Annotated in this window: 13 protein-coding genes; 7 read left to right on the top strand and 6 right to left on the bottom strand. The window is 71.5% G+C overall.

Annotated elements, in window-relative coordinates; all coding sequences use genetic code 11:
- Positions 1 to 46: 46 nt before the first annotated feature.
- Positions 47 to 2,029 (top strand): HNH endonuclease signature motif containing protein, encoded by a 1,983-nt coding sequence (locus tag FHX52_RS13085; protein WP_141822688.1) that lies wholly within the window; start codon positions 47 to 49, stop codon positions 2,027 to 2,029.
- 46 nt (positions 2,030 to 2,075) lie between these two features.
- Here the strand turns inward: FHX52_RS13085 and FHX52_RS13080 are convergent, their stop codons facing one another.
- Positions 2,076 to 2,927: an SDR family NAD(P)-dependent oxidoreductase gene (locus FHX52_RS13080; RefSeq protein WP_141822686.1), complete on the bottom strand. Its 852-nt coding sequence runs from the start codon at positions 2,925 to 2,927 to the stop codon at positions 2,076 to 2,078.
- Positions 2,928 to 2,951: 24 nt separating this feature from the next.
- The gene (locus FHX52_RS13075; protein ID WP_141822684.1) at positions 2,952 to 3,464 is read right to left on the bottom strand and encodes a MarR family winged helix-turn-helix transcriptional regulator; all 513 of its coding nucleotides are present in this window, start codon (positions 3,462 to 3,464) and stop codon (positions 2,952 to 2,954) included.
- Between the two features lie 127 nt (positions 3,465 to 3,591).
- Between FHX52_RS13075 and FHX52_RS13070 the strand changes: the two genes are divergently transcribed.
- Positions 3,592 to 4,884: an MFS transporter gene (locus FHX52_RS13070; RefSeq protein ID WP_141822682.1), complete on the top strand. Its 1,293-nt coding sequence runs from the start codon at positions 3,592 to 3,594 to the stop codon at positions 4,882 to 4,884.
- A gap of 201 nt (positions 4,885 to 5,085) precedes the next feature.
- On the opposite strand, the gene FHX52_RS13065 is transcribed toward FHX52_RS13070, so the two are convergent.
- Positions 5,086 to 5,844, bottom strand: a complete 759-nt coding sequence (locus FHX52_RS13065) for a DUF5995 family protein (RefSeq protein ID WP_141822680.1) — start codon at positions 5,842 to 5,844, stop codon at positions 5,086 to 5,088.
- 82 nt (positions 5,845 to 5,926) lie between these two features.
- Between FHX52_RS13065 and FHX52_RS13060 the strand changes: the two genes are divergently transcribed.
- On the top strand, positions 5,927 to 6,934 hold the full coding sequence (locus FHX52_RS13060) for an aminoglycoside phosphotransferase family protein (RefSeq protein ID WP_221630595.1): 1,008 nt from the start codon (positions 5,927 to 5,929) through the stop codon (positions 6,932 to 6,934).
- Here the strand turns inward: FHX52_RS13060 and FHX52_RS13055 are convergent.
- On the bottom strand, positions 6,921 to 8,075 hold the full coding sequence (locus FHX52_RS13055) for an aminotransferase class I/II-fold pyridoxal phosphate-dependent enzyme (RefSeq protein ID WP_141823681.1): 1,155 nt from the start codon (positions 8,073 to 8,075) through the stop codon (positions 6,921 to 6,923). The genes FHX52_RS13060 and FHX52_RS13055 overlap by 14 nt on opposite strands.
- 113 nt (positions 8,076 to 8,188) lie before the next feature.
- Between FHX52_RS13055 and FHX52_RS13050 the strand changes: the two genes are divergently transcribed.
- On the top strand, positions 8,189 to 9,268 hold the full coding sequence (locus FHX52_RS13050; protein WP_141822678.1) for a hypothetical protein: 1,080 nt from the start codon (positions 8,189 to 8,191) through the stop codon (positions 9,266 to 9,268).
- A gap of 63 nt (positions 9,269 to 9,331) precedes the next feature.
- The gene (locus FHX52_RS13045) at positions 9,332 to 9,868 is read left to right on the top strand and encodes a phosphoribosyltransferase (protein ID WP_141822676.1); all 537 of its coding nucleotides are present in this window, start codon (positions 9,332 to 9,334) and stop codon (positions 9,866 to 9,868) included.
- A gap of 70 nt (positions 9,869 to 9,938) precedes the next feature.
- Here FHX52_RS13045 and FHX52_RS13040 read toward each other — a convergent pair whose 3' ends face one another.
- Together FHX52_RS13040 and FHX52_RS13035 are read right to left on the bottom strand one after the other, a co-directional pair.
- Positions 9,939 to 11,180, bottom strand: a complete 1,242-nt coding sequence (locus tag FHX52_RS13040) for an ROK family transcriptional regulator (protein WP_141822674.1) — start codon at positions 11,178 to 11,180, stop codon at positions 9,939 to 9,941.
- Between the two features lie 11 nt (positions 11,181 to 11,191).
- Complete coding sequence (locus FHX52_RS13035) at positions 11,192 to 12,199, bottom strand: LacI family DNA-binding transcriptional regulator (RefSeq protein ID WP_141822672.1); 1,008 nt, start codon at positions 12,197 to 12,199, stop codon at positions 11,192 to 11,194.
- A gap of 183 nt (positions 12,200 to 12,382) precedes the next feature.
- On the opposite strand from FHX52_RS13035, the gene FHX52_RS13030 reads away from it, so the two are divergent.
- Both FHX52_RS13030 and FHX52_RS13025 read left to right on the top strand, forming a co-directional pair.
- A complete protein-coding gene (locus FHX52_RS13030) occupies positions 12,383 to 13,708 on the top strand; it encodes an ABC transporter substrate-binding protein (protein WP_141822670.1) in 1,326 nt (441 codons plus the stop codon).
- A 74-nt stretch (positions 13,709 to 13,782) separates the two neighbouring features.
- Positions 13,783 to 14,751, top strand: a complete 969-nt coding sequence (locus tag FHX52_RS13025) for a carbohydrate ABC transporter permease (RefSeq protein ID WP_141822668.1) — start codon at positions 13,783 to 13,785, stop codon at positions 14,749 to 14,751.
- Position 14,752 lies beyond the last annotated feature (1 nt).

The following is a 14,752-nucleotide window of genomic DNA, read 5'->3' as shown; positions in this document are numbered from 1 at the left end:
ATATGCAGAACACGTGTTCTACTTGAGGGGTCAGGGAGGAGGCGCCATGCCGTTCACGAGCGACTCACAGTCGCGTCTCGAGGGTTTCCTCGAGCGCGGGTTCGTCATGACGATGGAGCAGCGTGACGGGCGACACGTGGCCCGGTCCGCACACCGGGTCGTGGCCACCCTGATGGCCGAGACCGCCCCGGCTGCTCCACCCGTGCACATGGGTGACGCCGGGGTTGCTGACGCGGTCGCTGAAACCGAGGACCCCGGCGAGGCTGGGGACGCTGGAAACCCGCAGAGCCTCGAGGATCGCGAGGATGCGGCGAGTGCCGCGTCGTTCGAGGCGCTGATGGCCGCCGACCTCGCCTGGTTCGAGGGCGGACAACGCGTCAAGGGCATGGCCGACGACCACCAGCTCGAGGCCCTCGCCCGGCTGCACGCGACCGCCCTCGCTGAGCTCGACGCCCGGCACGCCCAGTCCTGGGTCGAGCGCACCCCGCTGTCGGCCCGCGAAGCCGTCGTCACCGAGGTCGCCGCCGCCACCGGCCTCTCCCAGGCCGACCTGTCCATACGCCTCGAGCTCGCCACCGCACCCGCAGCCCGCAGCTCGTACCTGCGCGAACAGATCCGCACGGGCACGACCACCATCCACCGCGCCTGCGAGCTCGTCCGCCAGACCCGCCACCTCGATGACGACGCCGTCGACCACGTCGCCCGCACCACGCTGGCCCCGACCCGCGACGGGGCCGGCCTGACCGGCACCCTCTTCCGGCAACGGCTCCGCCGGGCTCTGCTCACCCCAGACGCCGACCACGCCGAACGACGCCGTGCCGCCCGAGCCCACAACCGCGCCTGGGCCGAGATCCACGACGACGGCACGGGCCGCCTCACGGTCGTCAACGACGCCGACAGGATCGTTGCCGCCTACGACCGTGCTGACACCGCGGCCCGCGCCGCCCGAGCCGCCGGCGACCCCCGCACCCTCGACCAGCTCCGCGCCGACTACCTCACCGGCGCCGCCATCACCGGCTGGCCACACGGCGACACCACCACAGACACCACCATCGATGCCGGCAACGATGCCGGCAACGACGCCGGCAACGACGCCGAGAGCGGCGGCCCCACCGACAGCGACGAGGGCGCCGCCAACACAAACGACGGCAGCCCCGCTCACGCCAACGACGTCCCCGACAGCACGAGCACGACTTTCAGCGCCACCCCCACCGGTGCCGCCCAGAGCAGCAACGGCGGCGGGGACGCCCACGGCACCACGAGGGCCTCCGGTACCGATGCGACCGAGGCCGCCGCAACCGGCATGGCGCGAAGCGGGACCGTCCGCGCCGGTGGCGGGTTCGCGGCGATGTCACCGTCCCCGGCCGGCAAAGCCATCATCGTCATTCCCTTCGAAACCGCCCTCGGTCTCGACGACCAACCCTGCGAGCTCACCGGTCACGGACACCTCAGCGCCGCTCACGCGCGCGAGATCATCACCGCCCCTGGATCCATCTGGCACACCCTGCTCGCGGACCCCACCACTGGACGCGCCATCGCCATCACGCCCGGGTATCGCCCGACCGCAGAGATGGTCGAACACGTCCGAGCCGTCGACGGCACCTGCCGCGGACCCGGGTGCACCGTTCCCGCCCGCAACTGCGACCTCGACCATGACACCCCCTGGCCCCACGGCCCCACCCACCCCGACAACCTCACCGCGAAGCACCGACAACATCACCGCCTCAAGACCGCCGGCTGGTGGACCGCCACGCGCGACGACGACGCCCTCACCTGGCACACCGCAGCCACACGCACCTACACGACCCACCCCAAGAACTGGCTCGAGGGCCGGCACCCCCAAGAGACCCCGGTGCGCGCCCCAGCGGCACCGACCCCGTATGCCACCGCTGCACTCCCGACAGCTGCACAGACCCCGGACGCGGCTCCAGACCCCAGGCCGACTGGATCGGCCTCGACCTCCGCTCCAGACCCCGGGCCGACTGGAGCGGCCTCAATCCGGCCGACGCCAGACCCGCCGCCCTTCTGACGACGGTGGAGCCCCGGCCCATGCGGCGAGGTGGAGGAGACCCACGTCAGGCCTGGGTCTCGATCCAGGTGCGGGTCGTCCCGAGCACGCGGCTGCCGTCGAGATCGGCCAGGGACATACCGACGAACGCCGTCGCCCCATCGGAGGTCTGCCACCTGAAGCGGTATTCATCCGCGGTCGCGGCCTCGGCGATGGCGACGCCGGCATCCCGGGCGGGCTGTGCCGCAGCGAAGGCACCCGCCGAGCGAGCGAGGTAGGCCTCGAGCTGGACGGCATACGCGTCGGCAGGCGCCCCGCCGGCGGGGCGTGCGACGTTGCTGACGAAGTCGCTCGCCACGGCGGCCGGCTCGATGACCGAGACCCACACGCCGTGGGCCAGCATCACGGTCGAGAGCGACTGCATGAAGCCCTCGACCGCGAACTTCGCGCCGCAGTAGGCATCGGCGAAGGGCTGCCCGACGGCCCCGCCGACACTGGTGACCGTCAGCACCCGACCCGAGCCGGCCGCTCTCATGGTCGGCAGGACGAGCTTGGTCAGCGCGACCGGACCGAGGTAGTTGACCTCGAGCTGGTCCCTGATCTCGTCCAGGCCGAGCTGTTCGGCCGTCCCGACGGCGCCGCGTCCGGCATTGTTGATGAGCACGTCGATCCGGCCATGGTCGGCGAGCACCCCGTCGACGCACGCGCGAGCCGCCTCGTGGTCGGTCACGTCCAGCGCACGGACATCGAGCTGCACTCCGGCCTCGGCAGCGGCGGCGTCGAGCCGATCCGAGCGACTGACATCGCGCATCGTCGCGACGACGGAGAGCCCGCGCCCGGCGAGCTCGACGGCGGCGTGCAGTCCCATCCCCGAGGAGGTGCCGGTCACGAGGGCGACCTGGCGCCCGGTCTCGTTCATGAGGCGACGCTACGCCCCAGGCGGTCAGGCGTCGACGTCGTCGAGACCGTCGATGACGATCTCGAGGAGCCGGGCGAGTTCGTGCCGCTCGCTGCTGCTGAGGCCCCGCAGGGTGTCGCTCTCGACGACGTTCGACTCGCGCACGGCTGCGCTGAAGAGAGCCCAGCCCTCGGTCGTCAGGGACACCAGCGTGCGGGTGCGGTTCGTCGTGTCGGGCCGGCGCTGCAGGAGTCCCCGGCCGGCCATCTTGTCGAGGCGGTGCGTCATCGAGGACGGCGCGACGTTGGAGAGGTCGGCGAGCTGGCTCGGCGTGAGGCAGGTGTCGCCGGCCCGGGCGAGCGCGGCGAGCACCGCCCACTCCCCCTGGGTGAGGTCGAGGTCGGCGAACTGCCGCACGTACCACTGGTCGAGCTTCTTCGTCACGGCATACACGGCGGTGATGACCCGCTGCACCGACTCCTCGCCGCCGGCGGCGACGTAGGTCGCGACGTCGGACGCGTGCTCCTGCTGGGCCGTCTGACGTCGCTTGGCTGCCATGAACCGCATTGTCGCACCCGAGCGCGGAGTGATAGTCTTTCGATATCGAAGTTCGTGTTCGAAATATTTGAGGCCGAAGCACTGTTCTCGCTTCGGCCTCCCGTCGTCAGAAAGGGTGTGAAACCTCGTGCGCACCAAGCTGCTCATCCTCGCCTCCTCCATCGGCATGCTCGGTTGGGGGACGGTGCTGCCGTACCAGTACGCGTACGCGGCGAACACCCGCGGGTGGGGCGCCCTCACCGCGGCCCTCGCCAGCACCCTCTTCTCCGTCGGCGCCCTCGTCGCGGCTCCCTTCGCCGGCCGCCTGTCCGACCGCTTCAACCCCGTCACCGTCGCGGTGGCCGCCAAGCTGCTCGCAGCCGTCGGCGTCGGCGGCCTCGTCTGGGCCACGACGGCGCCTGCCTTCCTCACCGGCATGTTCGTCTTCGGCCTCGGCCTGACCGCGGCCGGCCCGGCCGCGTCGGTGCTCGTGCTGCGGTGGACGCCGAGTGACGACCGCCGCAAGGTCTTCGCCTACAAGTTCACCGGCGAGGCCATCGGCATGGCGGTCGGCGCCTTCGTCGCGGGTCTGTTCGTCGACCTCGACCGCGCCGACGGCATGGTCTTCGCGTTCCTGGCCGCCGGCGTCGGCTTCGCCGTCTCCGCTGGGCTGATCCACGTCGCCGGCATCGGCGCCCCGACCGACCTCGCTCCCGAGCTCGCGGCGGGCGAGGCCGAGACGCGCCTTGGCACGATGGAGGCCCTCCGGCGCATCTTCGCGGTGCCTGCGCTCCGCTGGACCGCGGTCGTCGCCGTGGCGCTCGCCCTCGGCTTCTACGCTCAGTTCGAGTCCGGCCTCCCGGCATATGCGCTGACCGTGCTCAACGTCGACGAGACCGCCATCGGGCTCGCCGCGGCCGTCAACTGCCTCGTCATCGTCGCGCTGCAGGTCGTCGTCGTGCGCCTCACCGCCAAGCGCGGCGCTGGCACCCTGCTCATGGCCGTCGGCGGCATCTGGACGCTCGCGTGGGTCGTGCTCTCCGCCGCCCAGTTCACTCCCGAGATCGCCTCGGCGCTCTTCGTCACGACCTTCGGCATCTTCGCCGTCGGCGAGACGATGTATGCGCCCGTCCTCAACCCGCTCACCGCGAGCCTCGCCCCCAAGGGTCTCGTCGGCACGACGCTCGGCACGTTCACCGCGATCCAGACGACGTTCTCGGCTCTCGGGCCGCTCGTCGCCGGCGCGCTGCTCGGCATGGGTCTCTCGAGCGGCTTCCTCGGGCTGCACCTCGTCATCAGCCTCGTGGCCCTGTATGCCGCGTGGCGCCTCCGCGCCGCCCTGCGGTCGCGTCGGGGCGAGGTCGAAACCGCCCCAGTCGCCGAGGAGCGCGGCACCCGGGGGCAGACCGCCCTCCCGGAGCCCCTGCCCGCCTCTGCCTGAGCCGCACCTGAATCCCAATCGAAAGAGCAGTTCGTCGCCGCCGAGCGCGCCCGCGCGGTCGCCTGGAAGGGCGACGAACTGCTCTCTCGATTGCTGAGGGAATCCCGGGGGTGCCGTCGAACCGTTCTTTCGATTGCTGAGGTCGCCGCTGAGGGCGCCCCCTTTGGTGCCGACGAACTGCTCTTTCGATTGGTGAGGGGCTCAGGGGGCGAGCTCGGCCACTGGTGTGAGCAGCCGCGACCCGACCATGCCGACGGTGCTCGACAGGGTGGCGAGGAAGTCCGTGCGCACCGGTTCGGTGTTGCGGATCTCCCACAGCACTCGCGCGTTGGCCCACGCCGCATCGCGGGCCCGGCCGATGCTCCACGAGCCGACGAGGTTGGCGAGCGGGGCGGCATACCGCTGGTCGATCTCGAGCTCCAGGCCCGTGAAGAACGACTGGCGCACCTGCTCCTGCACCGAGGCGAGCAGCCCGGTGATGCTCTGGTAGTCGGTCTCCACACCGGGGCTGTCGAGGGTGAGGCCGAGCTGGCGGCACGCGCGCACGACGGCGATCGGCAGGTCGTGGTTGATGTGGGCGTTCATGCCGGCGAGCGCGAACTGGATCGACAGCACCCCCGGCGTGTGCCGCTGCTCGAAGAGCGGGCGCCACGCGCTCACCGGCTGCGCGGCATCCACCGCCTCGAGGTAGAGCCCGGCGAAGACGAGGTCGAGCCGCGTTATGAAGGCGCTGTCGGCGAAGCCGCCGGCCGCGATGCGGTCGCGCACGAGCTCGGTGACCGTGAGGTACATCCCGTTGAAGGCCCGCACCCCGTCGCCGTCGGGCAGGCCCGCCTGCACCTGGCTCATCCGGGCGACGAGCGCGTCGACCGAGGTGAACTGGCCCGGCGGGGGCACCTCGGGACGGCCGCCCCCGAAGCGGCTCGTCACCGCACCGACGATGCTCGACCACCACCCCATGCTCGGACGCTAGACCCGCGAGCCCGTGCGCGGGCGCAAATCGGGTGGACGCGGGCCCAGCCACGGTCCGAGACTGCGACGCATGCCGCCCGCGAGACCGATGCACGCGAACCAGATCGAGGTCTCCGCCACGACGGTCGCCCGGTTGGTCAGCGAGCAGTTCCCCGCCTGGGCCGGTATGCCGGTTCGCCCGGTGCGCTCGCACGGCACCGTCAACGCCATCTTCCGCATCGGCCCCGACCTCGTCGCTCGGCTGCCCCTCGAGGGAGGCACAGACGCCAGCGACGTCGACTCCGGTGACGTTGGCGCCAGTGACGTGCAGGCCGGTGCCGTGCAGGCTCGTCGCGTCGAGCTCCTCAGCGAGATGGACGCCGCGCGCAGGCTGCTGACCGTCTCGCCGCTCGCCGTTCCCGAGCCCGTCGCGCTGGGCGAGCCCGGCGCGGGCTACCCGCTCCCCTGGTCGGTCTACCGCTGGGTGCCCGGCATCCCCGCCGCGGAGACGGATGCCGCGGACTCCCCTCAGGTCGCGGAGCAGCTCGCGGGCTTCGTCCGGGCCGTGCGCTCCCTGCCCACCGAAGGACGCACCTTCCACGGCACGCGTCGGGGCGGCCTGCTCACCGAGCACGACGAATACGTGCGGCGCAGCCAGGACCTGAGCTCAGGCCTCATCGACACCGTCGCCCTGGCCACGCTCTGGGGCCGACTCCGGAGCACCCCGCGGACCGACCTGGACGCGTGGACTCACGGCGACCTCATGCCCGGCAACCTGCTCGTCGACGAGGACGACCCCACGGCCGCCACCGGCCCGGCGGCCCAGCCCGCCCTCACCGGGGTCATCGACGTGGGCCAGCTCGCCGTCGCCGACCCGGCGCTCGACCTCCAGCCGGCCTGGAACCTCTTCACCCCGGCGGCTCGCGACGCGTACCGCCAGGCCCTCGGCAGCAACGACGAGGAGTGGGACCGCGGCAGGGGATGGGCCCTCGCCCAGGCCGTCGGCTGCCTCTGGTACTACCGCGAGACCAACCCGGTCATGTCGCGCACCGCCCACCGTACGCTCCAGGCACTGCTCGACGACCTCAGCCGCGGTTGAACGCCTCGATCCGCTCGATGGCCTCGGCGACGGCGGTGCTGCCCGCCGCGAAGCTGAGCCGCACGGAGTGCCCACCCGACCGGTCGTCGAAGTCACCACCGGGTGTGATCGCCACCGCGGCCTCCTCGAGCAGGGCCCGCGCATAGTCGCCAGACGAGCCCCACCGCTCGAGCTGCGGCCCGAGGTCCGCCCAGTAGTAGAAGGCGCCGTCCGGCGGAGCGGACTCGCCCCAGCCCAGTCGAGAACCGTTGTCGAGCAACAGTTTCCGCGTGCGGGCGAACTCCGCAACGGCTCCGTCGCACTCGTGGTAGGACTCCTGGGCGAAGGCGGACACGGCGGCATACTGCGCCGGCGCCGGAGGGCACAGCGCCACGTTGCCCGCGAGCGCGTCGACAGGTCGCACGAGGTCGTCCGGCAGCAACATCCACCCGAGGCGCCACCCCGTCATGCCCCAGTACTTGCTGAACGACGAGATGACGATCGCCGTGTCGTCGACCTCCCACGCGCAGACCCCGCGCGGGTCAGCAGCGCGTGCCGGTGACTGCTCGGGATAGGTGACACCGTGGTAGATCTCGTCGCTGACGAGACGCACGCCGTTGGTCCGACACCACTGCGCAAGAGCAGTCAGCTCCGCCCGATCGACCATCGTGCCAGTGGGATTCGCCGGTGAAGCGACGATGAGGCCCGCGAGCGGCCCGTCCGCCGACGCCGCGTCGAGAAGGTCCGGCGTGGGCTGGAAGCGGGTGCCCGCGCCGCAGTCGATCTCGACCACCTCGCACCCGAGCGCGGTGAGGATGTTGCGGTATGCCGGGTAGCCGGGTCGCGCGAGAGCCACCCGGTCGCCGGGGTCGAAGGCTGCGAGAAAGGCCAGCACGAAGCCGCCCGAGGACCCCGTCGTGACGGCCACGCGGGCTGGGTCGACGTCGACGGCATACCAGCGGCTGTAGTGGGCGGCGATCTCGGCGCGCAGCTCGTGGATGCCGAGGGCGGAGGTGTAGGTGAGCGCCCTGCCCGAGGCGTGGATGCGGGCCGCGGCCTCCGAGACGAGGGTGGGCGCACCGCCCGACGGCTCCCCGGCGCAGAGCGACACGACGTCACGGCCCGCGGCCCGCAGCACGGCCACCCGGTCGAGCACGTCCATCACCTCGAAGGGCGCCACCCTCGAGCGGCGGGAGGGTCCAGGGGTGCGCGGCGTCTCGGTCACAGGCCCAGTCTCCCGCACGACCGCTGCGGCCCAGCCCGTAGCATCTGCCCGTGAGCACCGCGCCCGGCACCGCCGTCACCCGCTCGACCGTCGTGGCCGCATCTGACCCCGGCCGGGTCGCCCTCGCCCTCGTGCTGCACCGGCTCGCGAGGCGGCAGTGGGTCGACCTGCTCGTGCCGGCGACGCTCGTGCTCGCCCTCGAGTGGCTGCTCGGGCTCCCGCTCGTCGTGGGCCTGCTCCTAGCCGTCGCGACGGTCGCCGTGCTCGTCACCGTGCGCATCTGGCAGGCCCGGCGCCGCTTCTCCCGGACGTTCCCTGTCGGCTCCCGCCTCACGGTCACGGCCGGCCCCGGCGGCCTGGTCCTCCAGCGCGAGGACGACCCCCCGGCGTTCGACGTGCCGTGGCACCTCTTCGACGCCGCGACGCTCGTTCGCCACCACCTCGTCCTCGCCATGCGAGGGTCGCAGGCCCTCATCGTCCTGCCCGCGTCGCTGAGCGACGACGCGATCGTTTCAGCCGCGCAGGCAGGGGTGGCAGGTGCGCCCGTCGGCGCTCCACGACCGACCGACGGCGCCGACCAGGCCATGAACGACGGCGACCCCGCGACCGCGAGCGACGCGTCGCCAGAAGCGAACTCGTCCACCGACGCCGCACCGGCAGACCCGGCTCGTGTCACCAGCACCACCATCGACGACGCGACGATCGCCCGGATGTCACGTGACTTCACCGTCCAGTCGGTCACTGGCCTCGGCACGCTCTCGCTCCTCGGTCTTCTCGTCGCGCTCTCGGTGCTCGTCCAGCTCTCCTCCGACACGACGACACGGTGGGTCCTGCCCCTCGTCACGGTCATCGTCATCACGGCGGTCGTCGTGGGTGGCTACCTCGGAACGCGTCGGGTGCTGCGCCGCTCCCCCACCGGCCGCATCACGCTGACCTTCGGCGACGACAGCTTCACCGCGACGTCCGAGGCGGGCACCGCGCGCACGGCCTACCGCGACATCGTCCGCGTCGCCGAGCGGGGCGAGACCGTGATGATCCGGGGCACGGGCGGGGCCATCGCCCTCTACCCGCGCACCCTCTTCCCGCCGCCGCTGCTCGCCGAGGTGCGCGCTGGCACCGCCGGTCGCTGACCGGGGTAAAAGCGACGAGAGCCACGAAACACGACGGTCACAGGGCGCGACTACCCTCGCCCCATGACGATCGCCTTCCACGCTGACTCCAGGGCCCTTGTCGACAAGGAGGTGCTGACGTGGGAGACGTTCGGCACCGCCTGCCGGGAGCTCGCTCAGCTCGTGGCCGACTCGAGCTTCCGCCCCGAGGTCCTCGTCGCCGTGGCGCGCGGAGGCCTCCTCCCGGGTGGCGGCCTCTCCTACGCCCTCGGCATCAAGCTGACCGATGCGATCAACGTCGAGTTCTACACCGACGTCGACGAGACGCTCCCCGACCCGGTGCTGCTCGCGCCTCACCTCGACACCGACAGCCTCAAGGGCCGCCACATCCTCGTCGTCGACGACGTCGCCGACTCGGGGCGCACCCTCGCCCTCGTGCTCGACCTCCTGCAGCAGCACGGCGCCGAGGCGCGCAGCGCGGTCCTCTACGCCAAGCCCCGCTCGGAGGTGACGCCCGACTACGTGTGGCGCCAGACCGACAAGTGGATCGTCTTCCCGTGGTCGGCGGAGCCTCCCGTGCTCGCGCCCCTCCCCGACGAGGAGGGTGGCGTCAGCACCTGACGCATGCCGGGCGCCCATCCCTCCATCGACTGCTGTGTGATCGAGAGGGGACCGGGGCGCCCCCGCCGTCTCAGAGCCAGCGGGCCGGGTGGTCGACGACCTGCGCCAGCTCGGCCAGCGCCGCACCCGTCGCACCCGGGGCCGGGTCGTCGCCGGCGACCTCGATGGTCGGCGGCAGCCACCGGCTCGAGAGCACGCGCCTGCTCAGCTGCGGCTCGAGCCGGGGTCGCAGCACGTCGACGAGCCGGCCGAGGTGTCCACCGAGCACGATGACCGGCAGGTCGAGCACGTTGACGACGCCGGCCAGGGCCGTCGCGAGGGCCCACGCGGCCCGGTCGAGCGCCGCAGTGGCATCGACGTCCCCAGCCCGTATGCGTTCGGCGAGCTCCGTGGGGTCCGCGTCGTGGGGCATCCCCGCGGCTTCGAGCAGGGCGTGCCGACCGGCATACCGCTCGAGGCAGCCCGTGGACCCGCAGGGGCACGCGGGGCCGTCGGGGTCCACGCAGACGTGGCCGATCTCGCCGGCCCAACCGTGGCGTCCTGTCATGACGCGACCGTCGACGACGGCCGCCCCACCGATGCCGATCTCGCCCGAGAGGTAGATGAAGTCGGCCAGCGGGCCGGGTCGCCCCGGCGCCTCCTGGGCAACTGTGAGAGCGGCGAGGTCGGCCTCGTTGCCGAGCCGGAGGTCGAGGCCGCCGAGCACCTCAGGGCTCAGGTGGTCGCACGGACGCACGTCCGACCACCCGAGGTTGGGCGCGCGCAGGAGCACTCCCGGGCCGATCGAGACGATGCCCGGCAGGGCGAGCCCGCAGCCGACCAGCCTTGTGCCGGAGGGGAGCCCGTCGATGGTGGCCCGAGCCAGACGTCCGAGGCGTGCGAGCACCGGTCCGGGCTCGCTGTCGACGAAGTCGCCCTCGTCGACGGCCTCGGCGACGCGGGTTCCGTCGAGCGCGACCACGGTGGCCGCGAGCGAGCCGGCATTGACCTGGAGGCCGAGGGCGGCGACTCGACGGCTCGCTGCCAGCGGGGTGGCGGGGCGACCGGGCCGGGAGGCCGCGACCTGCGCGAGCTCGACGAGCAGCCCACCGGCGACGAGCTCGTCGACGAGGCGCGACACCGTCGACCGGGTCATGCCCGTGAGGCCTGCGACGTCGGCCCGCGATCGTGGCGACGGCGAGCCGAGCACCGCGCTGACGACGAGGGCGAGGTTGGTCTCGCGCAGGAGGGCCTGCCGTGCGCCGGTGACGGGCGCCCGGTCACTGCCCGGATGGGCGGCCGGCGGGGCGGTCGTGCGAGTCGACTCCGTCACGTAGGCTCCCCTCACCCGCGGCGGGGCGGAACGGCGCTGCCGCGCACGGTCAGGTGCGGCGGCAGGAGCTCCTGCTCGACCGCTTCGCCCCGCAGCTGGCTCATCGCGAGCTCGACCGCCCGGCGGCCGACGTCGTTCGCCGGGATCGAGACGGCATCGAGCGGCACCGCCTGGGTCTCAGCGATGTCGTCGGGGCACAGGGCGACGACGGACATGCCGCCCGGCACCTCGTGCCCGCACACGCGCAGCGCCTGGAGCAGCGGCGAGAGCGCAGCCTCGTTGTGCACGACGAGTCCCGTCACCTCGGGCTCCTCGCGCAGCAGCCGGTCGACGACCGACTCGACCTCATGGTGGCCTGCCCCGACGGCGTGCACCGAGCCGCTGACGCCGAGCGACCGGGACGCCTCCTCGAAGCCGGCGCGGAAGCGCAACGCATAGCTCGTGCCCCGGTCGTAGACCGCAGGCGTCGCCCCGAGCAGCGAGATGTGGGTGTGCCCGAGCTCGGCGAGACGCTCGACGCACAACTGCGCCGCAGCCGCGAAATCCAAGTCAACACAGGCGAACTCACCCGGCGAGTCTGGCACGCCGATGAGCACGACGGGAAAGCCTGTGCCCCGCAGGCTCTCGAGGCGAGGCTCGTCGGCCTCGACGTCCATGACGATGATCGCGTCGGCCATCGAGCCCTGCACCACGCGGCTCACGGCCTCGGGCCCCTCGTCCCTGGTGAGCAGCAGGACGTCGTAGTCGTGACGCCGGCACTCGACGGTGATCGCGGCGACGAACTGCATGATGACGGGCACGTTGACGTCGGTGCGCAGGGGCACGACGAGACCGACGATCTTGGTGCTCGCACTCGCGAGGGCGCGGGCGCCGGCATTGGGTCGGTAGCCGAGCCGAGCGATGCCGGCCTCGACCCGCGCACGGGTCTCGGCGGAGATGGTGCGCTTGCCGCTGAGGACGTAGGACACCGTGCTCGGCGCGACCCCAGCCTCGCGGGCCACGTCGGCAATCGTGGGCATGCGCTCACCATAGGCGAGCGGAGCCGCGCCTGCGTGCAGGGTAGGCGTCCCCGACATGTCATCTCCTCCCTCGTGCTCAGACGCACCATCGCACATTAAGTCCCCCGACGAAACTATTGACGGATGGCCCTCGTCGATGTCACAGTCGAAGCGCTTCGACAACTTCCCACCAAGGAGCGAACAATGACGTTTTCCTTCCCTCGAGTCGCCCTGGCGGCCGTCGCCGTCGGCGTCCTGGCCCTCAGCGCCTGCAGCGGCGACGCGACCGGAGCAGGGGCGGGGTCGTCCGCCGAGGACACCGGCGCCACGACCCTCAAGCTCTGGCACTACGAGAGCGCCAACGGCGCCATGGGCGCGGCCTGGGACAAGGCCATCGAGATCTTCAAGAAGGAGCACCCCGGCGTCACGGTCGAGTTCGAGCGCAAGGCGTTCGAGCAGATCCAGCAGAACGCCGGGATGATCCTCAACAGCACCGAGGGCCCCGACCTCATGGAGTACAACAAGGGCAACGCGACCGCCGGCCTCCTCGCCTCGCAGGGTCTGCTCACCGACCTGACCGCCGAGGCCCAGAAGCGCGGCTGGGACAAGAAGCTGAGCCCCAGCCTGCAGACCACCGCCAAGTACGACGACAAGGGCGTCATGGGTGGCAACACCTGGTACGGCGTGCCGAACTACGGCGAGTACGTGATGGTCTACTACAACAAGGACCTCTTCACGAAGAACGGCGTCGCGCTGCCGAAGACCTTCGCAGAGCTCGAGTCCGCCCTGGCGGCGTTCAAGGCCAAGGGGATCGCAGGTCTGGGCATGTCCGGCGCCGAGTACCCCGCCGGCCAGCTCTACTACCAGCTCGCGCTCTCCAAGGCCGACCGGTCCTTCGTGAACAACTACCAGCTCTACAAGGGCCCCGTCGACTTCAAGGCCGACCCGCTGAAGTACGGCGCCGAGACCTTCGACTCGTGGGTCAAGGCCGGCTACATCGCCAAGGACACGGCGAGCGCCAAGGCCGAGGACATGGGCACGGCGTTCATCGCCGGCAAGACGCCCATGATCGTCTCGGGCAGCTGGTGGTTCGGCCGCTTCAACGACGAGATCAAGGGCTTCGACTGGGGCACCATGCTCTTCCCCGGCAACACGCTCAACGCCGGCTCGTCGGGCAACCTCTGGGTCGTCCCGACGAACTCCAAGGCCAAGTCGCTCGCGTACGACTTCATCGACATCACGATGCGCCCCGAGGTGCAGAACATCCTCGGCGAGAAGGGCGGGCTCCCCGTCGCCGGCGACCCGTCGCAGATCAAGGACCCCCGCACCCGCCAGATGACGGAGAACTTCGCCACCCTGCTGAAGCAGGACGGCCTGGCCTTCTATCCCGACTGGCCCGTGCCCGGCTACTACGACGTCATCGTCTCGAGCCTCCAGGGGCTCATCAACCAGTCGAAGGACCCCTCCGCGGTGCTGGCGTCGCTCGAGAAGCCCTACCAGGACGGCGTCAAGGAGATGCAGTCCAAGTAGGTCCGTGGCGCCAACAACGGCCCTGACGCGGGGTGGGGCGGCCCGCCCGCCCCACCCCGACACCGGAGGTAACCATGTCGACCACCACCCAGACCCGCCGGCCCCACCGGACCGGCACGCCGCGCCAGTCCGGCCAGCCCCGTCAGCCCCGACCAGCCCGCCGCGAGCGCTCCTACTGGACGTACTTCCTGCCGGGCGCCGTCCTCTTCACCGCGGTCATCGCGATCCCGCTCGTCTACAACATCTACCTGTCGCTGACCCGCTGGTCGGGCATCGGCACCCCGAAGTTCGTCGGGCTGCACCAGTACACCCGGCTCTTCTCCGACGAGCTCTTCTGGACCTCGTTCCGCAACTCCCTCGCCATGATCGTCGCCATGGTCGTCGTGCCGACGATCATCGGCCTCGTGCTCGCGGCCGTCCTCTTCGACTACCTCGGCCGCCGCTTCCGCGGCAGCGTCGTGTCGGTGCTGCGGGCGACGTTCTACCTCCCGCAGATCCTGCCGGTCGTCGTGGCGGGCATCGTCTGGGGCTGGATCCTCCGCCCGGACGGCGCCGTCAACGCGATCCTCGATGCGGTCGGGCTCGGCTCCCTCGCGCAGGACTGGCTCGGCGACCCGTCCTTCGCCCTGCCGACGGTCATGCTCGTCATGGTGTGGGTGCAGATCGGCTACCCCGTGGTCATCTTCATGGCGGCCCTCGGCCGCGTCGATCCCGAGCTCTACGAGGCGGCCGAGCTCGACGGTGCCGGCTGGTGGGCACGCCTGCGCGCCATCACGATCCCGCAGATCCGGCCCGAGACCTACGTCGTGGCGCTCACCTGCACCATCGCCGCGCTCAAGGTCTTCGGACCGATCTTCGCCCTCACCCGGGGCGGTCCGGAGAACACGACGAACGTGCCCTCCTACTTCGCCTACACGACCTTCTTCAAGAAGCTCGACGTCGGCTACGGGGCGGCCATCGCCACGGTCCTCACGCTCATCATCGTGCTCGTCGCCGCCGGCTTCATGGTCTTCCAGGCCCGCGCCGAGCGAAAGGACGCCTGAG

Source organism: Humibacillus xanthopallidus, assembly GCF_006717145.1.
GTDB classification, from domain to species: Bacteria; Actinomycetota; Actinomycetes; order Actinomycetales; family Dermatophilaceae; genus Humibacillus; species Humibacillus xanthopallidus.
This window is presented reverse-complemented; position numbering and strand designations above follow the sequence as displayed.